A 22,363-nucleotide genomic window follows, 5' to 3' on the forward strand; every position below is an offset into this window, starting at 1 on the left:
GCTGACGGCCGGCCCGGCGGCGGGCCAGAATGGGCGGAGAGCCGAGGGGGGTCGGGGTGGAGCAGGGGCGCAGGCGGGCGGCCGTGGCGGTGGTCGCCGCAGTGGTGCTGGCGGTCGTGCTGGCCGTGGTGCTGTGGCCGGACGGCGGCCACCGGGCGGCCCCTCCCCCGCCGGCCCCGAGCAGCGCCCCGCCCGGCCCGTCGCCGAGCCCCGTGAAGAACCTGCCGTACCCGTGGTTCACCCCCGGGACGTGCTTCGACCACCCGCAGCTCAGCGAGGTGATCACGCGCGCCGAGGAGCGGCCCTGCGAGCAGCAGCACGACGGCGAGGCGATCGCCGACGTCCTGCTCCCCGAGGGGCTCACCAGCGACGTGCAGATCGGGCGGGCGATGCGGGAGCTGTGCGCGGCGCCGCTCGCCGAGCGGCAGCAGCGGCAGGGCGGCGGCGGGCCGTACTACGGCTTCCCGCTGGGGCCGTACCTGCAGTACTACAAGCAGGGCATGCGGGACGCGACCTGCACGATGACGATCAGCAACCGCCAGCACGGCCCCAGGTTGACGGGCCATCTGCGCTGACGGGGAGCGGCGACACCAGGGCTGCGTGGGGGCGCTGCCCCCTGGGGTGCCCCTCGGGGGTGCTTCCTCCCGGGGAGCCGGCCTCACATCCGGAGGAGGCCGAGCTGGCGCATCATGGCCATGTTGTCCCAGTTCCACCAGCCCTCGCAGATCATCCCCTCGCGGAAGCGGAAGACGGTCATGCCCGTCATCTCGACCCGCTTGTGGGTGGCGGGCAGGCCCATGAAGTCGCCCTTGTGCATGCCGCTGAAGCTCCACATGGTGGCGACCCGGTCGCCGTCGGCCATCTGGCCGTCGATGGTGAAGTTCATGTCGAAGGCCTCCAGGTAGCCGGCGCACTTCGCCCGGATGGCCTCCCGTCCCATCGCGTCCGTCTCGTCGGCGATGTCGTGGTCGTGGTAGTCCTCGGTGAGGAGTTCGTCGAAGACCGTGAGGTCGCCGGCGGACATCCGCTGCATCAGCTGTCGGACGGCGGCCTTGTTGAGCTGGTCGTCGCGGACGATGTCGAGGTCGGTGAAGGTGGGCGGCTCGTCGCAGAGCGCGACCATCTCGTGGAAGATCCGGTCGGTCTCGGGGAGTTTCGAGTTCTGCATCGCCTCCTCGTAGGAGGGGAACTCGACGATCTCGACGACGTGCCGGGCGTCCGAGCGGTCGGCGCCGACCATGGAGTGGGTGGCCGTGCGGCGGCCGCGGGTCTGCTCGATCCAGCTGTCCATCAGCCGGTTCAGGTCGTCGACCTTGTCGGTCCTGCACTCGATGAGCTGGACGAACGTCATGATGCACCTCCGGGTGGCTCCGCCCCTTGGCCATGATCGTCCGCCGACCGCCGCACCCTCGGATTTCTTACGATCCTCCGGGTCCGCCCCGCGGGCAAGGCGCACCGGGGCCGCCGCCTAGGGTGGTGGGCATGACGAAGCATGCACGGGGGGAACGGGAGCGACTGGCGGACCTGCTGGCGGCGGCCGGGCCGCAGGCGCCGACGCTCTGTGCGGGGTGGACGACCGCGGACCTGGCGGCGCACCTGGTGCTCAGGGAGCGGCGGCCGGACGCGGCGGCGGGGATCAGGATCGGCCCGCTGGCGGGGTGGACGGAGCGGGTGCAGCGCGGCTACGCCCGGCGCCCGTACGAGGAGCTGGTCGCCCTGTTCCGGTCCGGCCCGCCGGCACTGTCGCCGTTCGCGCTGCCGGGCGCGGACGAGGCGGCCAACGTGGTCGAGTACTTCGTGCACGCGGAGGACGTCCGGCGGGCGGGCGAGGGCTGGCGGCAGGAGGAGGTCGCGGCGCCGCTGGCGGACGCGCTGTGGCAGCGGCTGCCGATGCTGGCCCGGCTGGAGGCGGGGCGCAGGACCCCGGTGCGGCTGGTGCTGGAGCGGCCGGACGGGCGGAGCTGCACGGTGACGCACCGGACGGGGCCGACGGTGCACCTGACCGGCGAGCCGGGCGAGCTGGTGCTCTTCGCGTTCGGGCGCGGGGCGCGCACCTCGCTGTCGGTGCGCGGGGCGGAGACCGCGGTGGCCGCACTGCGACGCGTGCTTCCGCTGCCGGGGCCGCGCTGACCTGCGGCGTCGCGGCCGGTTCGGCGGGCGTCGCGCGATTGTCAGTGGCGCCGGTCACACTGACCGGTGGCCGCGGAGAAGCGTCTCCGCGCCCGGCGGAGCGGCCCGGCCACGACCCTCGAAGGGGCGCACCACGATGCTCACCACGGAGTTCCGGACGGGCTCTCCCTGTTGGCTCGACCTCGGGAGCCCGGACATCCCCGCGACCGCCGCGTTCTACGGCACGGTCTTCGGCTGGACGTTCCGGTCGCTGGGCGAGGAGGCCGGTGACTACGGCTTCTTCCAGCAGGCGGGCAGGACGGTCGCGGCCGTCGGCCCGCTGACGGAGGAGGGTTCGTCCCCGGCGTGGACGCTGTACTTCCGCACGCCGGACGCGGACGCCACGGCGAAGGCTGCCGAGCAGCACGGCGGCACCGTCCGCGCCGAGCCGTTCGACGTGATGTCCGACGGGCGGATGGCGCAGCTGTCCGACCCGGCGGGCGTGCGGTTCGCGATCTGGCAGCCGGGCGAGACGCAGGGCCTGGACGCCGTCACCGAGGCCAACACCTTCTGCTGGGCCGAGCTGCACACCGCGGACCCGGCCGCGGCGACGGCGTTCTACCAGGCGCTGTTCGGCTGGCGCACGGAGACGGTGGAGATGCCGGGGATGGCGTACACGGTGTGCTCCACGGCGGAGGGCGGCACCGAGCGGGAGACGTCGTTCGGCGGTGTCGCGCCGCTGCAGAGCCCCGACGAGCCGGTGCGCTGGGTGCCCTACTTCGAGGTCACCGAGGTGGACGCGGTGCTGGCCCGGGCGGAGCACGCGGGCGGCCGGGTGGTGATGCCCGGCATGGACGTGCCGGGCGTCGGCCGGCTGGGCTGGGCAACGGACCCGCACGGCGCGGTCTTCGCCGTCATCAGGAGCGAGATGCCGTAGCACCGGGCCCACGTCCTCCGGGGCCGGGTGCGCCGACGGCGGCGCGTCCGACCCCAGAGGAGGGGTTCAGCGGACGGGGTGGCCGGACTCCCGCAGGGCGTCCTTGACCTGGCCGATGGTCAGGTCGCCGAAGTGGAAGACGGAGGCGGCGAGCACCGCGTCGGCGCCGGCGTCGACGGCCGGGGCGAAGTCGGCGAGCTTGCCGGCGCCGCCGGAGGCGATCACCGGGACGGCCACGTTCTTGCGGACGGCGCGGATCATCTCCAGGTCGTAGCCGTCCTTGGTGCCGTCGGCGTCCATCGAGTTGAGCAGGATCTCGCCGGCACCCAACTCGGCGGCACGGACGGCCCATTCGACGGCGTCGAGGCCGGTGCCGCGGCGGCCGCCGTGGGTGGTGACCTCGAACCCGGAGGGCGTCACGGTGCCTTCGGGGGCGCGCCGGGCGTCCACCGAGAGGACGAGCACCTGGCGGCCGAAGCGCTCGGCGATCTCGCGGATCAGGTCGGGGCGGGCGATGGCGGCGGTGTTGACGCCGACCTTGTCCGCGCCGGCCCGCAGCAGCTTGTCGACGTCGTCGGCGGTGCGGACGCCGCCGCCGACGGTGAGCGGGATGAAAACCTGCTCGGCGGTGCGGCGCACCACGTCGTAGGTGGTCTCCCGGTCGCCGGAGGAGGCGGTGATGTCCAGGAAGGTCAACTCGTCGGCGCCCTGGGCGTCGTAGGCCTTGGCGAGTTCCACAGGGTCGCCGGCGTCGCGCAGGTTCTGGAAGTTGACGCCCTTGACGACCCGCCCGGCGTCGACGTCCAGGCAGGGGATGACACGTACTGCGAGGCTCACTGCTTGCCTTCCAAGGAGGTTGCGAGTCCGGGACGGTGGGCCTCGACCTCGACCTCGACCATCATCCGGGAGTCGATCAGGCCCTGGACGACGACCATGGTCGCCACCGGGCGGATCGCGTCGAAGAGCTTCTTGTGCGCCCGGCCGACCTCGTCGCAGTCCCGGATGTGGGTGATGAACATCCGGGTGCGGACGACGTCGTCCGCGGAGAGTCCGAACTCCGCGAGGGCCTTGAAGGCGACCTCGAACGCCGCGAGGGTCTGGGTGTACGGGTCGCCCTCGTGCTGGACCATCCCGCCCTCGAACGCGGTGGTGCCGGCCACGAGGACGGTGTCCCCGACCGCGACCGCCCGGGAGTAGCCGAACTGGTCCTCCCAGGGGGAGAAGCCGGACACACGCAGCGAGCGTTTCGCGGCCGGGACCTCGGTCATCGGGACACCGCCTCCAGGGCCTCTTCGAGGGTGAACTTCTGCTCGTAGAGGGCCTTGCCCACAATCGCGCCCTCGACACCCTCGCCGGTGAGGGTGGCGATGGCGCGCAGGTCGTCCAGCGAGGAGACGCCGCCGGAGGCGACCACGGGCTTGTCGGTGGCGGCGCAGACGTTGCGCAGCAGCTCCAGGTTGGGGCCGGTGAGGGTGCCGTCGCGGTTGACGTCGGTGACGACGTAGCGGGCGCAGCCCTCGGAGTCGAGGCGGGCGAGGACCTCGTAGAGGTCGCCGCCGTCGCGGGTCCAGCCGCGGCCGCGCAGGGTGGTGCCGACGACGTCCAGGCCGACGGCGATCTTGTCGCCGTGCTCGGCGATGACCTTGGCGACCCACTCGGGGGCCTCCAGGGCGGCGGTGCCGAGGTTGACCCGGGTGCAGCCGGTGGCGAGGGCGGCGGCGAGCGACTCGTCGTCGCGGATGCCGCCGGACAGCTCGACCTTGATGTCGAGGCGGCCGGTGACCTCGGCGAGCAGGGTGCGGTTGCTGCCGGTGCCGAAGGCGGCGTCGAGGTCGACCAGGTGCAGCCACTCGGCGCCGGCGTTCTGCCAGGCCAGGGCGGCGGCGAGGGGCTCGCCGAAGGAGGTCTCGGTGCCGGAGGCGCCCTTGACCAGGCGGACGGCCTGGCCGTCGCGGACGTCGACGGCGGGGAGCAGTTCGAGGCGGCTCATGTGTTCGACCTTCGGCTTCAGAGGGTGGAGACCCAGTTGGTCAGCAGGGCGGCGCCGGCGTCGCCGGACTTCTCGGGGTGGAACTGGGTGGCCCAGAGCGGGCCGTTCTCCACGGCGGCGACGAAGGGGTGGCCGTGGGTGGCCCAGGTGACCAGCGGGGCGTGCAGCCGGGCGCTGTGGACCTCCAGTTCCCACCGGCGGACGCCGTAGGAGTGGACGAAGTAGAAGCGGGTGTCGTCGTCGAGGCCGGCGAACATCCGGCTGCCCTCCGGGGCGTCGACGGTGTTCCAGCCCATGTGCGGGACGATCGGGGCGTCCAGCGGTTCGACGGTGCCGGGCCACTCGTCGCAGCCCTCCGTCTCGACGCCGTGCTCGACGCCGCGGGCGAACAGGATCTGCATGCCGACGCAGATGCCGAGGACGGGGCGGCCGCCGGCCAGGCGGCGGCCGATGATCTGCTCGCCGCGGACGGCCTTGAGGCCGCGCATGCAGGCCTCGAAGGCGCCGACGCCGGGGACGAGCAGCCCGTCGGCGTCCAGGGCGGTCTGGAAGTCCGAGGTGACGGTGACGTTCGCGCCGGTGCGCTCGACGGCGCGCTGGGCGGAGCGGAGGTTGCCGGAGCCGTAGTCGAGGACGACGACGTTCTTGGCCATGGGGGTGGGGATCCAGTCTCTCGAGGCCGGCTACAGGCGCATGGCGCCGGCGGCCAGGCACAGGACGGCGCCGATCGCGAGCACCGCGACGACGCCCTTGGGCAGCTTCTGCTTCCAGAACGAGATCACGCCGCCGGTCAGGAAGAGGCCGACGAAGATCAGTGCGATCGCGGACTTGCTCACAGGGCGCCCTTGGTCGAGGGGAGGATTCCGGCCGCGCGCGGGTCGCGCTCGGAGGCGTAGCGCAGCGCGCGGGCGAGCGCCTTGAACTGGCACTCGACGATGTGGTGGGCGTTGCGCCCGTACGGCACGTGGACGTGCAGCGCTATCTGCGCCTGCGCCACGAAGGACTCCAGGATGTGCCGGGTCATGGTGGTGTCGTAGGTGCCGATCATCGGCGCCATGGTCTCCGGCTCGGTGTGCACCAGGTACGGGCGGCCGGAGAGGTCGACGGTGACCTGGGCGAGCGACTCGTCCAGCGGGACGGTGCAGTTGCCGAAGCGGTAGATGCCCACCTTGTCGCCGAGCGCCTGCTTGAAGGCGGCGCCGAGTGCGAGGGCGGTGTCCTCGATGGTGTGGTGGGTGTCGATGTGCAGGTCGCCGTCGGTCTTGACCGTGAGGTCGAAGAGGCCGTGGCGGCCGAGCTGGTCGAGCATGTGGTCGTAGAACCCGACGCCCGTCGAGATCTCGGTCTTCCCGGTGCCGTCGAGGTCGATCTCGACGAGGACCGAAGTCTCCTTGGTGGTGCGTTCGACGCGGCCGATACGGGACATTCGGGGTTACAGCTCCTTGATCACGAGGCGGACGGCGTCCAGGAAGGCGTCGTTCTCGGCGGGGGTGCCGGCGGTGACCCGCAGCCACCCGGGGACGCCGTTGTCGCGGACGAGCACGCCGTGGTCGAGGATCGCCTGCCACACGGCGTGGGTGTCGGCGAAGCGGCCGAACTGGACGAAGTTGGCGTCGGAGTCGGTGACCTCCAGGCCGAGCCCGCGCAGGGCCTCGACCAGGCGGTCCCGTTCGGCCTTGAGCTGGGCGACGTAGCCCAGCAGGGTGTCGGTGTGCTCCAGGCAGGCCAGCGCGGTGGCCTGGGTGACGGCCGACAGGTGGTACGGCAGCCGGACGAGCTGCACGGCGTCGACCACGGCCGGGTCGGCGGCGAGGTAGCCGAGCCGCAGGCCCGCCGCGCCGAACGCCTTCGACATGGTGCGGGAGACCACCAGGTTCGGGCGGCCCTCGATCAGCGGCAGCAGCGACTCGCGGTGCGAGAACTCGACGTACGCCTCGTCGACGACCACCAGGCTCGGCCGGGCGGCCTGCGCGGCCTCGTACAGGGCGAGGACGGTGTCGGCGGCGACGGCGGTGCCGGTCGGGTTGTTCGGCGAGCAGACGAACACCACGTGCGGCCGGTGCTCGGCGATCGCGGCGCGGGCGGCGTCGAGGTCGATCGTGAAGTCCTCGTTGCGCGGGCCGGAGATCCAGCCGGTGCCGGTGCCGCGGGAGATCAGCGCGTGCATCGAGTACGAGGGCTCGAAGCCGAGTGCGGTGCGGCCGGGGCCGCCGAAGGTCTGCAGCAGCTGCTGGAGGACCTCGTTGGAGCCGTTCGCCGCCCAGACCTGCTGCCGGGTGACGGCGTGGCCGGTGGTGCGGGTGAGGTAGCCGGCGAGGCCCTCGCGCAGCTCGACGGCGTCCCGGTCGGGGTAGCGGTTGAGGTGCCGGGCGGCCTCGGCGACCCGCTCGGCGATCCGGGCGACCAGCGGCTCGGGCAGCGGGTACGGGTTCTCGTTGGTGTTCAGCTGGACGGGCACGTCGAGCTGGGGGGCACCGTACGGGGACTGTCCGCGCAGTTCGTCGCGGATGGGGAGGTCGTCGATCCTCAAGAGTTCGGCACCGTCCAGTCGAAGCGGGCGCGGATGGCGTCGCCGTGGCCGGGCAGGTCCTCGGCCTCGGCCAGGTTGACCACGTGCGCGGCGACGTCGGCCAGCGCCTCGCGGGAGTAGTCCACGACGTGGATGCCGCGCAGGAAGGACTGCACGGACAGGCCCGAGGAGTGGCAGGCGCAGCCGCCGGTGGGCAGCACGTGGTTGGAGCCGGCCGCGTAGTCGCCGAGCGAGACGGGCGCGTACGGGCCGATGAACACGGCGCCCGCGTTGCGGATCCGGGCGGCGACGGCGCGGGCGTCCCGGGTCTGGATCTCCAGGTGCTCCGCGGCGTAGGCGTTGACCACCTCCAGGCCCTGCTCCAGGTCGTCGACCAGGACGATGCCGGACTGCCGGCCGGCGAGCGCGGTGGTGACCCGCTCGCGGTGCTTGGTGTTCGCGACCTGGGTCTCCAGCTCGGCCTCGACCGCGGCGGCGAGCTCTGGCGAGTCGGTGACCAGCACGGAGGCGGCCATCGGGTCGTGCTCGGCCTGGCTGATCAGGTCGGCGGCGACGTCCCGCGGCGAGGCGGAGTCGTCGGCGAGGATCGCGATCTCGGTCGGACCGGCCTCGGCGTCGATGCCGATCCGGCCCTTGAGCAGGCGCTTGGCGGCGGCGACGTAGATGTTGCCGGGGCCGGTGACCAGGTTGACCGGGCGGCACTCCTCGGTGCCGTAGGCGAACATGGCGACCGCCTGGGCGCCGCCGGCCGCGTAGACCTCGGTGACGCCGAGCAGGGCGCAGGCGGCCAGGATCGTCGGGTGGACGCTGCCGCCGAACTCCTTCTGCGGCGGGGAGGAGACCGCGATGCCGGGCACGCCGGCCTCCTGCGCGGGCACCACGTTCATCACCACGGAGGACGGGTAGACCGCGAGGCCGCCCGGCACGTACAGGCCGACCCGGTCGACCGGCACCCAGCGCTCGGTGACCGAGCCGCCCGGAACCACCTCGGTGGTGTGGTCGGTGCGGCGCTGCTCGCGGTGGACGAGGCGGGCGCGGCGGATCGACTCCTCCAGTGCGGCGCGCACCTTCGGGTCGAGGGTCTCCAGGGCGGCGGTGATCCGCTCCTCGGGCACCCGGGTGGACTCCAGCTTCACGCCGTCGAAGCGCTCGGTGATCTCGATCAGCGCCGCGACCCCGCGATGGCGTACGTCCTCGCAGATCGGCCGCACCGTCTCCAGGGCGGCCTCGACGTCGAACTCGGCACGGGGCAGCAGGTCGCGCGGGTCCGAGACGGAGCCGCGCAGGTCGATTCGAGAGATCACAGGGCCCAGTGTAAGGAGTGGCCGGAAACGGCGGCCGCGCATTTCAGTCCGTGATACGAAGGCCGAGACGGCCGGGGATCACCAGGGGGGACGATGGCGGACGGCGCACCGGACGGCTGGACGGACACGGAGCAGCGCCTGTGGGACGCGTTCCGGCACGGCGAGGTGCTCGACCTGCGCGCCGGCAAGGCCGAGGACGACGACCCGGCGGGCTCCGGCGACTGGGGCGCGGAGCGGACCGTCCGCGCCGAGGTGCTCGCCCGGCTGCTGCTCTCCGGCCCCGCCCCCGCACCCGGGCGGGTCGCGGCGCTGAAGCTCAACGGCGCGTACGTCACCGGCCCGCTGTTACTGGCCGGCGCGTCCCTCACCCACTACGTCGAGCTGCACGGCTGCCGCTTCGACACCCGGGTGCTGCTCTCCGAGGCCCGGGCCGGCACGATCCGGCTGATCGGCTGCCTGATACCGCGGCTGGACGCCTCCCGGCTCGCCGCCGACGGCGACGTGCACCTGGCGCGCTGCGTGGTGCCGCAGGGCATCCGGCTCACCGACGCCCGGATCGGCACCGACCTGCTGCTCAACCAGGCCGTCCTCGGCGCCGACCCGCACCACCGGGCGCTCTCCGCGGACGGGCTCACCGTCCACCAGGACCTGGAGGCCGAGCGGATCGAGGTGTACGGCGAGTTCGGCATCCGCACCGGCCGGATCGGCGGCCGGCTCTCGCTGCGCGGCGCCCAGCTGCGGATGCGCGACCCCGGCCGCAACTGCCTGAACCTGGCCCGCACCACCGTCGGCAACACGCTGTACCTGACCGGCTCGGCCGACAACCGCTGGACGACCTCGCCCAGCGAGTACGCCTACGGCTACGGGCCGCCGCACGAGCCCGGGGCCGCCGTCACCCCGTTCCGCGCCTGGGGCGGGGTGCGGCTGGTCGACGCCCGCTTCGAACAGGCCTGCCTGATCCACGAGGCCGAGTTCCACCTCTCCGAGGGGCAGGAGCTGTCGCTGCGCCGGATCCGGACGCCCGAGCTGCGGTTCGCCTGCAAGAAGGCCCCCGACGGCACCGTGTCGCTCTCCCGCGCCCAGGTCGGCAACCTGGTCGACGCCCCGCGGTCCTGGCCCGGCGCCGGCCTGGTGCGGCTCACCGGCTTCACCTACGAGTCGCTGCGGCCCGCGGAGCCGTTCGGCGTCGCCGAGCGGATCGCCTGGCTGGAGAACTCGCTCGGCGAGTACCAGCCGGAGCCGTACGAACAGCTCGCCTCGGCGCTGCGCCGGGACGGCCGGGACGAGGACGCCCGCGAGGTGCTGTACGCCAAGCAGCGCCGCCGCCGCGCCGCCCTGCCGGTCCACGCCCGGCTGTGGGGGCTGCTGCAGGACGTCACCGTCGGCTACGGCTACCGGCCCGGCCGGGCCGCGCTGTGGCTGTTGCTGGCCTGGCTGCTCGGCACCGCGTACTTCGCCGAGCACCCGCCGCAGTCACTGAAGGCCGACGAGGTGCCCACCTGGGACGCCGCGCTGTACACGCTCGGCAGGCTGCTGCCGGTGGTCGACCTCGGGCAGGGCGGCTGGAACCCGGACCGGCAGGGCCAGTGGGTGGCCGCCGGCCTGGTGCTGACCGGCTGGATCCTCGCGACCACCGCCGTCACCGGCGCGACCCGGCTGCTGCAGCGCGGCTGAGGCCGGCTCTGCGGCAAAAGGGCGAGGTCGCCGGGGCCCGCGGCAACTACGCTGTGCGCCGTGACAGAACGGCTGCCGCTCTTCCCGCTCAACACGGTCCTCTACCCGGGCCTGGTGATGCCCCTGCACGTCTTCGAGGAGCGCTACCGCCGACTCGTCGCCGACCTGCAGGAACTGCCCGAGGACGAACCGCGCCGCTTCGGCGTGGTCGCCATCAGGGACGGCCGCGAGGTCGCGCCCGTCCGGGAGAACGAGGGCCCGGCCGGGCCGCTCGACGGGCTCGGCACGGTCACCGGCGACCCGCGGGAGGCGCTGTACCGGGTCGGCTGCGTCGCGGACGTCACCTCCGTGCGGAGCCGCGCCGACGGCCGGTACGAGCTGCTGGTCACCGGCACCACCCGGTTCACCGTGGAGTCCGTCGACGCGAGCGGCCCCTACCTCGTCGCCGAGACCCGGCCGCTGGACGAGCCGTCCGGCCAGGGCTCCGGGGCGCTCGGCGCGGTGGTGGAGCGGGCCTTCCACGAGTACCGCAAGCGCCTCGCGGGCGCGAAGGAGGCCACCCTGGCCGGCGACGTCGAGCTGCCGCTCGACCCGCAGGCGCTCTCCTACCTGGTCGCGGCGGCCACCGTGCTGCCCGCCCCCGTCAAGCAGGAGCTGCTGGCCTGCCCGGACACCGCCCAGCGGCTCACCGCCGAGCTGGAGCTGCTGCGCCGGGAGACCGCCCTGCTGGCCTGGCTGCCGTCGCTGCCCGCCGCGGACCTCACCCGCCAGGCCTTCAGCCCCAACTGACGCCGGTCCGGACCCCCGACCGCACCCGACCGCACCCCGAGAAGGGCCGCCGATGGCGAAGAAGACGAAGAAGGGCGGCCAGGGCACGCCCGCCACGGTCGCGCTGGAGGCCGCGGGCGTGGCGTACACCGTGCACGCCTACGACCACGACCCGGCCGCGGCCTCCTACGGCGGCGAGGCCGCCGAGGTGCTCGGCATCCCGGCCGGCCGGGTCTTCAAGACGCTGGTCGCCGACGTGGACGGCACGCTGACCGTGGGCATCGTCCCGGTCTCCGGGCAGCTCGACCTGAAGGCGCTCGCCGCCGCGGTGGGCGGCAAGCGGGCGGGGATGGCCGACCCGGCGGCGGCCGAGCGCAGCAGCGGCTACGTGCTGGGCGGCATCTCCCCGCTCGGGCAGCGGCGGCCGCTGCGCACCGTGCTGGACGACAGCGCGCTCGGCCACTCCACGGTCTTCGTCTCGGCCGGCCGCCGCGGTCTGGAGGTCGAACTCGCCCCCGCCGACCTGGTCTCGCTGACCGGCGCCCGGACGGCACCGATCGGCCGCTGAACCCCCGGGGTCAGTCGGCGTGCGGGTGCTCCGGGCCGCCCGCGGCGCGGCCCTCGTGGGCGTGGCCGTCGGACGCGTGAGCGGCCTCGGGGTGACCGGCCTCCGGCCGGGGCCATGCCCAGTACGGCGGCGGGTCCTCCTCGCGCTTGCCGAAGGCGGCGGACAGCACCAGCAGCACCACCATGGCCGTCATCGGCCAGACCAGCAGCGCGCCGTGCGCGCCGAGCTCCAGCGGGGCGCTGAACCGGCCGCCGTCGCCGACCTGCCGGGCGTGTGCGACCAGGTCGGAGGCGGGACCGAGCTTCATGCCCAGCTGCCAACCGATCACCGATCCGGCCAGGCCGCCGACCGCGAGGCCCGCCGCGACCGCGACACCGCCGCCCCGGCCGCGGGTGAACAGGAAGGCGGTCAGCGCGGTGACCAGGCCCGCGCCGAGGCCGAGCAGCGCGAAGACGCTGTCGGCACCGGCCCGCTGCTCGCCCTCCGGGTCCGCGTACAGCAGCTGGTCGCCCTTGACGACCAGGCCGACCCGGGGCGCCAGCCACAGCCAGAGCAGCCCGAGCACCACACCGAGGAGCGCGCCGCCGGCCGCGATCAGCACACCGATCCGCGCCTCCGGCAGCAGGGCGCGCTTCGGCCGCTTCGGGCCGACCGGCGCCGGCGGCGGTGCGAACGGGTCGTGCGGGGCGTACGGGTCGGCGCCCGGGCCCGTCGGTGTGTTCGGTGCGGTCACCCGGTCATCGTTTCACGACCGGCCCCGGTCCGGTCGGGGCGGGCGGCTCCGGTGCGGCCCGGGGCGGGCTGCTCCCGGCCGGTCCGGGCTGCACCGGCCGGGTCCGGGGGCCGGCCGGGTCAGCGGGTGGCCCGCCGGTACGCCCAGGTCGCCACGGTGAGCGAGCAGAGCCCGACGGCCGCGCAGACGCCCAGGTCACCGAGGACGGCGGCCCAGTCCGGGGCGGGGTCGAAGGTCCGGGCGAAGGCCTCCACGCCGTAGGTGGAGGGCAGCAGGTCGCGCAGCCACTGCACGGGCTGCGGCAGGTTGCCGGCCGGCAGGACGCCGAGCAGCAGCGCGGCGGACATGCCGAGCTGGCCCAGCAGGGTGGCGATCTCCTGGCGCCGGGCGAGCAGGCCGCAGGCGGCCCCCAGACCGGACAGCGCCGCCCCGGCGAGCGGCACCACCGCCAGCAGCACCCAGAGGTTGCGGGCCGGCAGGTCGAACAGCCAGGCACCGGCAGCGGCGGTGACCAGGGTGCCGGGCAGCGTGAACGAGGCGTAGGCGCCGGCCGCGCCGAGCACCACCGCGGCCGGCGGCACCGGCAGCGTCGCGTAGTGGTCGAGGCCGCCGGTGGCGCGCAGCCTGCCGAAGTACTGGGCGAGCAGGTTGAGCGCGACGAAGGCGACCACCAGCACCGCCGAACCGGCCACCACGGCGTGCGCGGCCGGGTTGCCGCCGCCGTCCACGACGCCGCGCATCATCACCAGGATGCCCAGCGACTGGAAGGTCGCGACGAACAGCAGCGGGATCCGGGCGACCTTGGCCCGGGCGAGCTGGGCGCGGTAGACCGCGGCGAGCGAGGGCAGCAGCCGGGCGGCGGGGGCCAGCTCGGCGGGGGCGGCGACGGCGGGCGCCGGGGTGTCGAGGAGCGTCACTTGGCGAGTCCTTTGTGCCGGCCGCCGAGCTTGAGGTAGGCGTCCTCCAGGCTGGGGGTGGCCAGGGTGAAGTCGTCGAGCGCGGCGAAGGCGGCGCCGCCGGTGACCGCGGCGACCAGTTCGCGGGCCTGCTCGGGGGTGGTGCGGACGGTCCAGCGGCGGCCGGTGCGCTCGGCCCGGGCGGCGAGCTCGGCGACGGCGGGCACGTCGAGCGGGGCGTCGGTGCGCCAGACCAGGTCGAGCCGGACGTCGCCGTCGACCAGCGCCTTGAGGCCGCCGGGGGTGTCGCAGGCGATGACCCGGCCCTCGTCGACGACGGCGACCCGGTCGAGCACCGTCTCGGCCTCGATCACGTTGTGGGTGACCAGCAGCACGGTGGTGCCGCGCTCGGCCCGGCGGCGGTCCACGGCGGACCAGACGGCGCGCCGGGCGACCGGGTCCATGCCGGTGGTGGGCTCGTCCAGGACGAGCAGCGGACGCTCGCCGACCAGCGCGGCGGCGAAGCAGGCGAGGCGGCGCTGGCCGCCGGAGAGCTTGGCCAGCGGACGGCCGGCCAGCGGTTCGAGGCCGAGTTCGGCGAGCACCTCGGCCGTCTCGGCGCGGGCCCGGGCACGGCCGAGGCCGCGCAGCCGTCCGGTGGTCTCGGCGGCGAGCGAGACGGTGAGCTCGTCCAGCGCGGTGGACTCCTGGCCGAGGTAGGCCAGCAGCCGGGCGGCCCGCTCGGGGTGGCGGACGATGTCGTGGCCGAGGATGTCGATGCTGCCGGCGTCCGGGCGCAGCAGACCGGTCAGCTGGCGCACCAGCGTGGACTTGCCGGCGCCGTTCGGGCCGAGCAGGCCGAAGATCTCGCCGCGCCGCACGGTCAGGTCGATCCCGGCGTTCGCGGGGACCTCGGCGGCCTTGGCGCCGCTGCCGGTGCGGTAGGTCTTGGCAAGGCCGCGGACGGTGCAGCAGGCCGGACCCGGAAGGTCCTCCCGGGCCCGCGGCGGGGCCAGGGGTGCCTGCCGGTCGGTGTCGCTCACGCGAGAGAACTTTACGCTCCGCGGCGCCCGGACCGGGCACGGGGGCCGGTCGGGGCCGGTTCCGGTGGGTACGGCTCCGGGCCGTGGCGGTGCGCCGCCGGGGCGGGGCCGGGCGGGGCGACGGGTGGGGCGGGCATGCGGGTGGGGCGGGCGTGCGGGTGCGCCGTCAGTCGTCGGCCATCGCCGCGCGGCCGCCGGGGACGCGGGCGGCGAGCTCCTTCCAGAAGCCGTCCCGGATCGCGTAGCGGTCCGCCTCGTCTATCTGGTCGTCCTTGTGGGCGAGCAGGCCGAAGCGGGCGGCGTAGCGCAGCAGCTCGCCGTCGAGGCGGTGCGGGATCCGCGGGTAGTCCGTCCACAGCACGGCGAGCCGGTCCGCCGCGCCGAACCGGTCGATCCAGCGGCGGGCGAAGACCTGGCCGACCTCGTGGGCGTCGCCGCCGACGCTGGTGATGTCCTCCTCGCGGTCCGCCCAGCGCTGCGCGGAGGTGGTGAGCTGGGCCAGGATCGGCAGCCCGTCCCCGGCGGTGGCCGAGGTGTCCGCGGGCGGCCGGTCGACCCAGCCGCGGTCGGAGGTCCAGCGCAGCACCGGGCCGCCGTGCGCCACGGCGGCCGCCCGGTCGGCCGGGATCCGCTCGGCGGCCGACCGCACCGCGAGGTCCTTCGGCGTGGGGACCACCTTGAGCGCGGCTGCGGGCTGCGGCCGGCCGGCCGCGGCCGGTGCCTCCGGCTGCGCGGGGGCGGCGAGCAGGCCCGCGATCCGCGGCGCCGCACCGGGCGCCGGGAAGGACGCGGGCACCTCGCGCAGCCGTACCCACTGCTCCATCCAGGCCCGGTCCAGGACGCGGCGCTCGTCGGCCTCCGCGACGAGGTCCTCGGACTGGTTGAAGTCGCCGTCCGCGGCCTGCAGCGCCCACAGGTGGACGGCCACCCCGTGCTCCTTGGCGGACATCACACCCGGCAGTAGGTCGCCGTCGCCGGTGACCAGCACGATGTCGGTGCAGGCGTGGTTGCGGGCGAGCTCGGTGAGTTCGGCGTGCATCGCCGCGTCGACGCCCTTCTGCACCCAGCGGCCCTCGGCCCGGGTGAGCGCCCCCAGCCGGACGGTGACCCGGGGCAGCACGCGCAGCCGCCGGTGCTCGGGCAGCGGGCGGCGTTCGGGCGCGGCGTCGAACCAGTAGACCCGGAGCAGCGGCAGGCCGGTCTCCGCCTCGGCGCGCTCGCGCAGCGCGGTGATCAGCACGGTGTGGTCGACCGTCACCCGGGACCGGGCGGGCTCGCCGACCAGCAGGCTGGCGGCGGCTCCGAGCAGGTAGCCGGCGTCGACGAGGACTACGCAGCGGTCCACGTCCGCTCCTCTCCTCCGGTGACCCCCGGTGGGGCGGGGGCGGGCCACCCCTGGCGGGGCGGGGGATTGGGCAGTGCTTACCCTCGGATCCGGCGTCGAACCGCCGCCGACCGACCGGGCCGTGCCGGAGCACCCCCGGCCTGCGGCGATACTGGGGGGATCATGCGGAAGACTTCCTGGGCCCTGTGCGCGGCCGCGGCCGGTGCGGCGGTGGCGGTGCTGGCCGTACCCACGATCACCACCGACCGGTCCCACGGCGACACCGCGATCACCTCGATCAGCGTCAACGAGGGGCGGCCCGTGCTGCTCGGGCCGCAGAAGGCGACGACCTTCCCGCTGGTGGTGGAGGCCCGCGACGACTCCGGGATCCGCGCGGTCGACCCGGTCGGCGTCTGGGGGCCGAACTACGGCGTGCTCAGGGTCGGCCCGATGCGCTGCACCCCGTCCTCGGCGACCGCGTCGGTGTGCCGGGGCACGGTGACGGTCGACCCGGTGAAGAAGCAGATCTTCAACGACGAGGCCGGCACCTGGTTCGTCGACCTGCAGGTGAAGGCCAACGACGGCGACCGCTACGTGGCCAAGACGGCCGGCGGCTTCTCGCTGAAGCGGGCGGCCAAGCTGTCCGGCTCGGGCGTCCCGGCGAAGGCCGCGAAGGGGCAGCGGATCACCGTGCAGGGCTGGCTGGCCCGATCGTTCTGGACGGACAACCGCTTCCACGGCTACGCGGACGGCGTGGCGTACCTGCAGTTCCGCCCGGCGGGCTCGCACCGCTGGAAGACCGTCGCCAAGGCCGTCTCCAGCGCCTCCGGCACGGTGAGGGCCACCGTCCCGGTGACGGGGCCGGGCGACTTCCAGTGGTACTCGGCGGGCGACAAGTGGACGGGCGACGCGGTCTCCCAGGAGATGGCGGTCGCCCTCCGTTAGGCCGCCGACGGCCCCGTCCCCGTCGTGGCGGGGCGGGGCCGTCGGACGTGCCGTGCGGGCCGGCGGGTCAGCCGCGGAGCTCGGCGGCGACCAGCTCGGCCAGCTGCACCGCGTTGAGGGCGGCGCCCTTGCGCAGGTTGTCGTTGGAGAGGAAGAGCGACAGGCCGTTGTCGACCGTCTCGTCCACCCGGATCCGGCCGACGTAGGTCGGGTCCTGGCCGGCAGCCTGCAGCGGGGTCGGGATGTCGGTGAGCTCCACGCCGGGCGCGCCGGTCAACAGCTCCACCGCGCGCTCCGGGGCGATCGGGGCGGCGAAACGGGCGTTGATCTGCAGCGAGTGGCCGGTGAAGACCGGGACGCGCACGCAGGTGCCGGAGACCTTGAGCTCCGGGATGCCGAGGATCTTGCGGCTCTCGTGGCGGAGCTTCTGCTCCTCGTCGGTCTCGTTGGAGCCGTCCTCGACGATCGAACCCGCCAGCGGGACGACGTTGAAGGCGATCGGGCGCTTGTAGACGCCGGGCGCCGGGTACTCGACCGCGGAGCCGTCGTGGACCAGCGCGGTCGCGCCGTCCACCACCTTCGACGCCTGGTCGTGCAGCTCGGACACGCCGGCCAGGCCGCTGCCGGACACCGCCTGGTAGGTGGAGACCACCAGGGAGACCAGGCCGGCCTCCTCGTGCAGCGGGCGCAGCACCGGCATGGCGGCCATGGTGGTGCAGTTCGGGTTGGCGATGATGCCCTTCGGGCGGTCCGCGATCGCCTGCGGGTTGACCTCGGCGACGACCAGCGGCACCTCGGGGTCGCGGCGCCAGGCGGAGGAGTTGTCGATGACGACGGCACCCGCGGCGGCGACCTTCGGGGCCAGCGCCTTCGAGGTGGAACCGCCCGCGGAGAAGATCACGACGTCGAGGCCGCTGTAGTCGGCGGTGGCCGCGTCCTCCACCGTCACCTCGGTGTCCCGCCACGGCAGCGTGCGCCCGGCGGACCGTGCCGAGGCGAACAGCCGCAGCTGCTCGACCGGGAAGTCCCGTTCCGCCAGGATCTCGCGGACGACGCCGCCGACCTGGCCGGTGGCCCCAACGATGCCGATCCTCATTGCGTTTCCTCCATGTCGTGCTCGATCGGGTTGTGCTTGATCGCCGTCCGCACCCTGCCATCATGCCTTGTCACCGGCCCGGCCCGTCGCGGCGTCCACGCTGTGGGCGGCCCCGCGGGACGGCCTGCGGCCCGCGGCCGGGAGCCCCTGCGGGTTCGGTGCACGGGCTCCGCAAGATGTGCGGGTGCGGTCGGCGCGGACGGGGATTCGTCCGAAAACAATTCGTCACCGAAGCATCCGGGGCCGGCCCTGGTCCGTATCGGCGACCACCCCCGGACTGCGCAGGCCCCCCGCGCCCCTCGGGTGCTGCCCTTGAGGTGGTGTTCCTTCAGGCCGTGACGGCGGCGAGGCGGTCGAGGGCGGTGGCGACGGCGGTGGGGGTGGCGGGGAGCAGGGGCAGGCGGACGTCCGGGGTGGGGATGCGGCCCTGGGCGTGCAGGACGCCCTTGACCACCGCGGGGTTGGGCTCGGCGAAGGCGGCGCGGGCGAGTGCGGCCAGCCGGTGGCCGAGGCCGCGGGCGCGGTCGGCGTCGCCCTTGCGCCAGGCGTCGGCCAGGTCGGCGTACTGCTCGGTGGCCAGGTGCGCGGAGGCGAGGATGCCGCCGTCGGCGCCGATCGCCATCAGTGCGGAGAGGTGGGTGTCGTCGCCGGCCATGACGCCGCGCCGCCCCTGTCCGAGCAGGTCGACCGCGGTGTCGTCGATGCCGCCCGCGGCGTACTTCACACCGATCACGCCGGGCAGCCGCAGCACCTCGGCGAGCGTCCCGGCGTCGAGCTGCTGCCCGGTGCGGTATGGGATGTGGTAGACGATCAGCGGGACGGGGCTGTGCGCGGCGAGGTGCCGGAAGTGCGCGAGCACCCCGGCCGGGCCGGGGCGGACGAAGGCGGGCACCGTCGCCAGGGCGGCGTCGGCCACCCCGTCGAGGGCGGCCAGCGCCTCGGCGGTGCGGCGGGTGTCGCCGCCGCCGACGCCGACCGTCAGCGGTGCGCCGTGCGCCCGGCAGACCGGGGCGACGGTGTCGAGGACGAGGCGCTTCTCCGCGTCGTCCAGGGAGCCGGGCTCGCCGGTGGTGCCGAGCACGACCAGGCCGGCCGCGCCGGCGGTGAGCAGCTCGCCGGCGAGCCGGGCCAGGGCGTCGGCGGCGACGGAGCCGTCCGCGGCGAACGGGGTGACGAGGGGTACGTGAATCCCGTGCAGGTCCATGCCGTCGAGCCTGACGTGCCGGCATCGTGCAGGTCCAGTTCACGTTTCCGAGGCTTCTCGTAAGCTGAGCCGATGCTCGACGTCCGCCGCCTGCGCCTGCTGCGCGAACTCGCCCACCACGGCACGATCGCCGCGGTCGCCGAGGCGCTCGCGTTCAGCCCGTCCGCCGTCTCCCAGCAGCTGTCCGTGCTGGAGCGGGAGGCCGGGGTGCCGCTGCTGGAGCGCACCGGGCGGCGGGTGGCGCTGACCCCGGCCGGGCTGAACCTGGTGCGGCACGCCGAGGCGGTGCTGGAGCGGCTGGAGCAGGCTTCGGCCGAGCTGGCGCACGCCCGCCGCGGGCTGGCCGGGCCGCTGCGGATCGGCACCTACCCGTCGGCGGCGCGGGCGATCGTCCCGGCCGCGCTGGCCGGGCTGGCGGCCCGTCACCCGGGGCTGGAGCCGATGGTCACCGAGGTCGACCCGGCCGCGGTGGCGGCGGCGCTGCGGGCCGGCGAGCTGGACGTGGCCCTGGTGCACGAGTACGACCTGGTGCCGGCCGAGCCGGAGCCCGGACTGGCGCTCACCCAGCCGGTGTTCACCGAGCCGATGTACCTGGCGGCGGCGGCCGCGGGAACGGTCGCCGAACACCGCGGCTCGCCCTGGATCATGGCCCCGGCGGGCACGCTCTGCCACGCGATGACGCTGCGGGCCTGCCAGAGCGCCGGGTTCACCCCGCGGGTGCGGCACCACGTGGACGACTTCACCACCGTGCTGGCCCTGGTGGCGGTCGGCCAGGGCGTCGCCCTGGTCCCGCACCTGGGCACCGTGCCCGCCCCGCCGCCGGGCGTGGTGCTCACCCGGCTGCCGATGTACCGGCGGACCCGGACGGCCTTCCGCGCCGGAGCCGCCGCCCACCCGGCGGTCGCCGCGTTCACCGCAGCCCTGCACTCGGCCGTGCCGGCGGAGCTGGGCGGCGGCGTCCCGCAGGTCTGAGCCGCACCGGGTGGCCGCACGAGGCCGCCGGCCGTCAGCGGGGCTTGCGGGCGTCCACCAGGCTGCGGGACGAGTGGGTGACGAACGGGCCGTCCGACCCGATCAGTTCGTGCAGCTCGCGCAGCCGGTCGCGGTACCGGTCGACGGTGAAGTCGGGGACCATCCAGATCACCTTGCGCAGGAACCAGACCACCGCGCCGATGTCGTGGAACTCGATCCGCAGCCGCTCGGTGCGCAGGTCGACGACCTCCAGCCCGGCGGCCTCGGCGGCCGCCCGCTCGTCGTCGGGGTGGCGGCCGCGGAGGACCGGCTCCGGCAGCGGGCCGAGGAAGTGCTCGACCAGCTCGAAGACGCTCGCCGGGCCGACGTGCTGGGCGAAGTAGCCGCCGCCCGGCCGCAGCACCCGGGCGATCTCCGCCCAGTGCGGCACCACGGGGTGGCGGCTGGTCACCAGGTCGAAGGCGGCGTCCGCGAAGGGCAGCGGCGGGTCCTCGGGGGCCGCGACCACCACCGCGCCGAGCGGGTGCAGCAGTGCGGTGGCCTTCGCCAGGTTGGGCGGCCAGCCCTCGGTGGCCGCCATCAGCGGCGGGAAGGGGGCGGCACCGGCGAGCACCTCGCCGCCGCCGGTCTGCAGGTCGAGCGCGGCACCGACCTGCGAGAGCCGTTCGTGCAGCAACCGCTGGTAGCCCCAGGAGGGACGCTGTTCGGTGGCGCGGCCGTCGAGCCAGGAGAAGTCCCAGCCGTCCATGGGGGCCGCCGCCGCCTCGGCCACCAGGTCGTCGAAGGTGCGTGCCATGCCCCGATCCTCGCGCGGAGGGGGCGGCCGGTGCCACTGCTTATCGGGCGGACACGCCGCGGGCGCTACCCTTCGCGCATGGCAGAGCTGATCAACGAGGACGTGCCCGGCCGCTACGGCCCCGGGGCGACGGTCGAGGTCGAGGCGTACGAGGTGGGGCCCGTCCGCACCGAGTACTCCCCGCGGCACGACGGCGACCCGGACCCGGGCGAGATCGTGTGGACGTGGGTGCCCTACGAGGAGCGGGACGGCCGCGGCAAGGACCGGCCGGTGCTGGTGGTGGCCCGCGAGGAGGGCGGCAGCCTGCTGGCCGTCATGCTCTCCAGCAAGGGCCACGACGGGGACCGGGACTGGGTGCCGATCGGCTCCGGCCCGTGGGACAAGTCCGGCCGGGACTCCTGGGTGGCGCTGGACCGCGTGATGCGGGTGTGGGACGGCGGCATGCGGCGCGAGGCCTGCGCCCTGGACCGGGCCCGCTTCAACCTGGTCGTCGACAGCCTCCGCCGCCGCTACCGCTGGCGCTGAACCACGCACCGGTGGGGGCGGACGGGTGCCGCCCCCACCGGTAACGATTCACCGATCCCCGTACCCGCTCCCGGTCGCCCTCGGTACAACAGGCGTACGACCTATCACCGGGAGCCCGCACACGTGAGCACCAACCACCCGTCGGGATACGGGTATCCGACGGACCCTCAGCAGAACCCCTACGCGCAGCAGGCCGGCCAGCAGCCGCCGCCCGCCCCGGGCTACGGTGCGCCGCCCCCTCCCCCGCCCGGACCGCCCGGCTACGGGCCCGGCGGTTACCCGCAGCCCGGAAGCACCGCCCCCGGGTACGGCGCACCCGGCCACGGCATCCCTGGACAGGGCACCCCCGGGTACGGTGCGCCCGGATACGGCACGCCCGGATACGGTACGCCGGGGTACGGCACCCCCGGGTACGGTGCGCCGGGGTACGGACAGCCGCCGCAGGCGCTGCCGCACTGGCTCACCCCGGCCGGCCCGCCCGGCGTGCCGCAGGCGCCGGGGAGCCGTGTCCTGGCCCCGCCCGGGGAGCGGCTGGTGGCCCGCCTGATCGACCTCGCGATCCAGCTGATCCCGGCCGTCGTCCTCTACGCCCTGCTCGGGGAGTGGCTCGGGAACCTCTTCGTCGGCCTGCTGGCCTTCGCGTACGAAGCGGCGCTGATGGTCACCCAGCACGGCCAGACGGTCGGCAAGAAGGCGATGAGGCTGCGCGTGGTGGACGCCGCGACCGGCGGCCGGCCGACCGACAGCGCCCTCTGGGGACGCTCGGCCGTCGCCACCGTGCCCGGCGCCGTGTACTGCATCGGATGGCTGTTCGAGATGCTCGACGCGGCGTGGCAGCTGTGGGACAAACCGCTGCAGCAGTGCCTGCACGACAAGGCCGTGCGGACCGTGGTGGTCAAGGAGGGCTGACGGGCCCGCCACCACCCGGGGGCGCAGTTCCCCGCGCCCC

General features: G+C 74.7%; 26 protein-coding genes. 10 read left to right on the forward strand and 16 right to left on the reverse strand.

What is annotated here, in order from left to right; genetic code table 11:
* Positions 1-56: 56 nt before the first annotated feature.
* Positions 57-575, forward strand: a complete 519-nt coding sequence (locus AB0O09_RS24975) for a hypothetical protein (protein WP_363544574.1) — start codon at positions 57-59, stop codon at positions 573-575.
* Between the two features lie 83 nt (positions 576-658).
* Here the strand turns inward: AB0O09_RS24975 and AB0O09_RS24980 are convergent, their stop codons facing one another.
* Positions 659-1,351 (reverse strand): ester cyclase, encoded by a 693-nt coding sequence (locus AB0O09_RS24980; RefSeq protein ID WP_363544576.1) that lies wholly within the window; start codon positions 1,349-1,351, stop codon positions 659-661.
* 131 nt (positions 1,352-1,482) lie between these two features.
* Between AB0O09_RS24980 and AB0O09_RS24985 the strand changes: the two genes are divergently transcribed.
* Positions 1,483-2,130: a TIGR03085 family metal-binding protein gene (locus tag AB0O09_RS24985; protein ID WP_363544578.1), complete on the forward strand. Its 648-nt coding sequence runs from the start codon at positions 1,483-1,485 to the stop codon at positions 2,128-2,130.
* Between the two features lie 136 nt (positions 2,131-2,266).
* Positions 2,267-3,046, forward strand: a complete 780-nt coding sequence (locus AB0O09_RS24990) for a VOC family protein (RefSeq protein ID WP_363544579.1) — start codon at positions 2,267-2,269, stop codon at positions 3,044-3,046.
* 66 nt (positions 3,047-3,112) lie between these two features.
* Here the strand turns inward: AB0O09_RS24990 and hisF are convergent, their stop codons facing one another.
* The 8 genes from hisF to hisD are packed head-to-tail and all read right to left on the reverse strand — an operon-like array spanning position 3,113 to position 8,870.
* Complete coding sequence (hisF, locus tag AB0O09_RS24995) at positions 3,113-3,883, reverse strand: imidazole glycerol phosphate synthase subunit HisF (protein ID WP_363544581.1); 771 nt, start codon at positions 3,881-3,883, stop codon at positions 3,113-3,115.
* Positions 3,880-4,314 carry a RidA family protein gene (locus AB0O09_RS25000; RefSeq protein ID WP_363544583.1) on the reverse strand — a complete coding sequence of 145 codons (435 nt, stop codon included), beginning with the start codon at positions 4,312-4,314 and terminating at the stop codon, positions 3,880-3,882. Before AB0O09_RS25000 ends, hisF begins: the two co-directional genes overlap by 4 nt.
* Positions 4,311-5,036 carry a bifunctional 1-(5-phosphoribosyl)-5-((5-phosphoribosylamino)methylideneamino)imidazole-4-carboxamide isomerase/phosphoribosylanthranilate isomerase PriA gene (gene priA / locus AB0O09_RS25005; RefSeq protein WP_363544585.1) on the reverse strand — a complete coding sequence of 242 codons (726 nt, stop codon included), beginning with the start codon at positions 5,034-5,036 and terminating at the stop codon, positions 4,311-4,313. The genes AB0O09_RS25000 and priA overlap by 4 nt, the downstream gene beginning before the upstream one ends.
* A 17-nt stretch (positions 5,037-5,053) precedes the next feature.
* Positions 5,054-5,689, reverse strand: a complete 636-nt coding sequence (hisH, locus tag AB0O09_RS25010; protein ID WP_344623988.1) for an imidazole glycerol phosphate synthase subunit HisH — start codon at positions 5,687-5,689, stop codon at positions 5,054-5,056.
* Between the two features lie 30 nt (positions 5,690-5,719).
* Positions 5,720-5,872 (reverse strand): hypothetical protein, encoded by a 153-nt coding sequence (locus AB0O09_RS25015; protein WP_030262641.1) that lies wholly within the window; start codon positions 5,870-5,872, stop codon positions 5,720-5,722.
* Positions 5,869-6,462, reverse strand: coding sequence for an imidazoleglycerol-phosphate dehydratase HisB (hisB, locus tag AB0O09_RS25020; protein ID WP_030262644.1), 594 nt, complete (start codon positions 6,460-6,462; stop codon positions 5,869-5,871). The genes AB0O09_RS25015 and hisB overlap by 4 nt, the downstream gene beginning before the upstream one ends.
* 6 nt (positions 6,463-6,468) lie before the next feature.
* Positions 6,469-7,566 (reverse strand): histidinol-phosphate transaminase, encoded by a 1,098-nt coding sequence (locus tag AB0O09_RS25025; RefSeq protein ID WP_363544587.1) that lies wholly within the window; start codon positions 7,564-7,566, stop codon positions 6,469-6,471.
* Positions 7,563-8,870 carry a histidinol dehydrogenase gene (gene hisD, locus AB0O09_RS25030; protein WP_363544589.1) on the reverse strand — a complete coding sequence of 436 codons (1,308 nt, stop codon included), beginning with the start codon at positions 8,868-8,870 and terminating at the stop codon, positions 7,563-7,565. Before hisD ends, AB0O09_RS25025 begins: the two co-directional genes overlap by 4 nt.
* Positions 8,871-8,963: 93 nt before the next feature.
* Here hisD and AB0O09_RS25035 point away from each other — a divergent pair, with 93 nt between their 5' ends.
* From AB0O09_RS25035 to ybaK, 3 genes are read left to right on the forward strand one after another with little or no spacing between them, the layout of a single operon-like run.
* Positions 8,964-10,544 (forward strand): oxidoreductase, encoded by a 1,581-nt coding sequence (locus tag AB0O09_RS25035; protein ID WP_363544591.1) that lies wholly within the window; start codon positions 8,964-8,966, stop codon positions 10,542-10,544.
* Between the two features lie 60 nt (positions 10,545-10,604).
* Entirely contained in the window at positions 10,605-11,333 is a 729-nt protein-coding gene (locus tag AB0O09_RS25040; protein WP_363544593.1) for an LON peptidase substrate-binding domain-containing protein, read from the forward strand.
* Between the two features lie 52 nt (positions 11,334-11,385).
* Complete coding sequence (ybaK, locus tag AB0O09_RS25045) at positions 11,386-11,880, forward strand: Cys-tRNA(Pro) deacylase (protein ID WP_363544595.1); 495 nt, start codon at positions 11,386-11,388, stop codon at positions 11,878-11,880.
* Positions 11,881-11,890: 10 nt separating this feature from the next.
* Here ybaK and AB0O09_RS25050 read toward each other — a convergent pair whose 3' ends face one another.
* The 4 genes from AB0O09_RS25050 to AB0O09_RS25065 form a co-directional block, all read right to left on the reverse strand.
* Complete coding sequence (locus AB0O09_RS25050; RefSeq protein ID WP_363544597.1) at positions 11,891-12,613, reverse strand: hypothetical protein; 723 nt, start codon at positions 12,611-12,613, stop codon at positions 11,891-11,893.
* A 119-nt stretch (positions 12,614-12,732) separates the two neighbouring features.
* A complete protein-coding gene (locus tag AB0O09_RS25055; protein WP_363544599.1) occupies positions 12,733-13,530 on the reverse strand; it encodes an ABC transporter permease in 798 nt (265 codons plus the stop codon).
* Positions 13,527-14,525, reverse strand: a complete 999-nt coding sequence (locus AB0O09_RS25060; RefSeq protein WP_363544654.1) for an ABC transporter ATP-binding protein — start codon at positions 14,523-14,525, stop codon at positions 13,527-13,529. Before AB0O09_RS25060 ends, AB0O09_RS25055 begins: the two co-directional genes overlap by 4 nt.
* Before the next feature lie 193 nt (positions 14,526-14,718).
* Positions 14,719-15,897, reverse strand: a complete 1,179-nt coding sequence (locus AB0O09_RS25065; protein ID WP_363544600.1) for an NYN domain-containing protein — start codon at positions 15,895-15,897, stop codon at positions 14,719-14,721.
* A 162-nt stretch (positions 15,898-16,059) separates the two neighbouring features.
* On the opposite strand from AB0O09_RS25065, the gene AB0O09_RS25070 reads away from it, so the two are divergent.
* Positions 16,060-16,821 (forward strand): hypothetical protein, encoded by a 762-nt coding sequence (locus AB0O09_RS25070; RefSeq protein ID WP_363544602.1) that lies wholly within the window; start codon positions 16,060-16,062, stop codon positions 16,819-16,821.
* Between the two features lie 67 nt (positions 16,822-16,888).
* On the opposite strand, the gene AB0O09_RS25075 is transcribed toward AB0O09_RS25070, so the two are convergent.
* Together AB0O09_RS25075 and AB0O09_RS25080 are read right to left on the reverse strand one after the other, a co-directional pair.
* Positions 16,889-17,917, reverse strand: coding sequence for an aspartate-semialdehyde dehydrogenase (locus tag AB0O09_RS25075; RefSeq protein WP_344623978.1), 1,029 nt, complete (start codon positions 17,915-17,917; stop codon positions 16,889-16,891).
* Positions 17,918-18,245: 328 nt separating this feature from the next.
* Positions 18,246-19,121: a dihydrodipicolinate synthase family protein gene (locus AB0O09_RS25080; protein WP_363544605.1), complete on the reverse strand. Its 876-nt coding sequence runs from the start codon at positions 19,119-19,121 to the stop codon at positions 18,246-18,248.
* A 72-nt stretch (positions 19,122-19,193) separates the two neighbouring features.
* Here AB0O09_RS25080 and AB0O09_RS25085 point away from each other — a divergent pair, with 72 nt between their 5' ends.
* A complete protein-coding gene (locus AB0O09_RS25085; RefSeq protein WP_344623976.1) occupies positions 19,194-20,093 on the forward strand; it encodes a LysR substrate-binding domain-containing protein in 900 nt (299 codons plus the stop codon).
* A 34-nt stretch (positions 20,094-20,127) separates the two neighbouring features.
* On the opposite strand, the gene AB0O09_RS25090 is transcribed toward AB0O09_RS25085, so the two are convergent.
* Positions 20,128-20,889, reverse strand: a complete 762-nt coding sequence (locus AB0O09_RS25090; RefSeq protein WP_363544607.1) for a class I SAM-dependent methyltransferase — start codon at positions 20,887-20,889, stop codon at positions 20,128-20,130.
* 78 nt (positions 20,890-20,967) lie between these two features.
* Between AB0O09_RS25090 and AB0O09_RS25095 the strand changes: the two genes are divergently transcribed.
* Both AB0O09_RS25095 and AB0O09_RS25100 read left to right on the forward strand, forming a co-directional pair.
* Complete coding sequence (locus AB0O09_RS25095; protein WP_344623974.1) at positions 20,968-21,414, forward strand: type II toxin-antitoxin system PemK/MazF family toxin; 447 nt, start codon at positions 20,968-20,970, stop codon at positions 21,412-21,414.
* Between the two features lie 123 nt (positions 21,415-21,537).
* Complete coding sequence (locus tag AB0O09_RS25100) at positions 21,538-22,323, forward strand: RDD family protein (protein ID WP_363544609.1); 786 nt, start codon at positions 21,538-21,540, stop codon at positions 22,321-22,323.
* Positions 22,324-22,363: the final 40 nt, after the last annotated feature.

Origin of the sequence: Kitasatospora sp. NPDC093679, from assembly GCF_040683455.1 — a bacterium.
In the GTDB taxonomy this organism is placed as follows: Bacteria; Actinomycetota; Actinomycetes; order Streptomycetales; family Streptomycetaceae; genus Kitasatospora; species Kitasatospora arboriphila.

What these genes read in the sequence shown, in the direction of transcription:
- AB0O09_RS24980 (WP_363544576.1), bottom strand. Translation starts at nt 1,351, where the DNA reads ATGACGTTCGTCCAGCTCATCGAGTGCAGGACCGACAAGGTCGACGAC.
- AB0O09_RS24985 (WP_363544578.1), top strand. Translation starts at nt 1,483, where the DNA reads ATGACGAAGCATGCACGGGGGGAACGGGAGCGACTGGCGGACCTGCTG.
- AB0O09_RS24990 (WP_363544579.1), top strand. Translation starts at nt 2,267, where the DNA reads ATGCTCACCACGGAGTTCCGGACGGGCTCTCCCTGTTGGCTCGACCTC.
- AB0O09_RS25000 (WP_363544583.1), bottom strand. Translation starts at nt 4,314, where the DNA reads ATGACCGAGGTCCCGGCCGCGAAACGCTCGCTGCGTGTGTCCGGCTTC.
- priA (WP_363544585.1), bottom strand. Translation starts at nt 5,036, where the DNA reads ATGAGCCGCCTCGAACTGCTCCCCGCCGTCGACGTCCGCGACGGCCAG.
- hisH (WP_344623988.1), bottom strand. Translation starts at nt 5,689, where the DNA reads ATGGCCAAGAACGTCGTCGTCCTCGACTACGGCTCCGGCAACCTCCGC.
- hisB (WP_030262644.1), bottom strand. Translation starts at nt 6,462, where the DNA reads ATGTCCCGTATCGGCCGCGTCGAACGCACCACCAAGGAGACTTCGGTC.
- AB0O09_RS25035 (WP_363544591.1), top strand. Translation starts at nt 8,964, where the DNA reads ATGGCGGACGGCGCACCGGACGGCTGGACGGACACGGAGCAGCGCCTG.
- ybaK (WP_363544595.1), top strand. Translation starts at nt 11,386, where the DNA reads ATGGCGAAGAAGACGAAGAAGGGCGGCCAGGGCACGCCCGCCACGGTC.
- AB0O09_RS25070 (WP_363544602.1), top strand. Translation starts at nt 16,060, where the DNA reads ATGCGGAAGACTTCCTGGGCCCTGTGCGCGGCCGCGGCCGGTGCGGCG.
- AB0O09_RS25075 (WP_344623978.1), bottom strand. Translation starts at nt 17,917, where the DNA reads ATGAGGATCGGCATCGTTGGGGCCACCGGCCAGGTCGGCGGCGTCGTC.
- AB0O09_RS25080 (WP_363544605.1), bottom strand. Translation starts at nt 19,121, where the DNA reads ATGGACCTGCACGGGATTCACGTACCCCTCGTCACCCCGTTCGCCGCG.
- AB0O09_RS25085 (WP_344623976.1), top strand. Translation starts at nt 19,194, where the DNA reads ATGCTCGACGTCCGCCGCCTGCGCCTGCTGCGCGAACTCGCCCACCAC.
- AB0O09_RS25090 (WP_363544607.1), bottom strand. Translation starts at nt 20,889, where the DNA reads ATGGCACGCACCTTCGACGACCTGGTGGCCGAGGCGGCGGCGGCCCCC.
- AB0O09_RS25095 (WP_344623974.1), top strand. Translation starts at nt 20,968, where the DNA reads ATGGCAGAGCTGATCAACGAGGACGTGCCCGGCCGCTACGGCCCCGGG.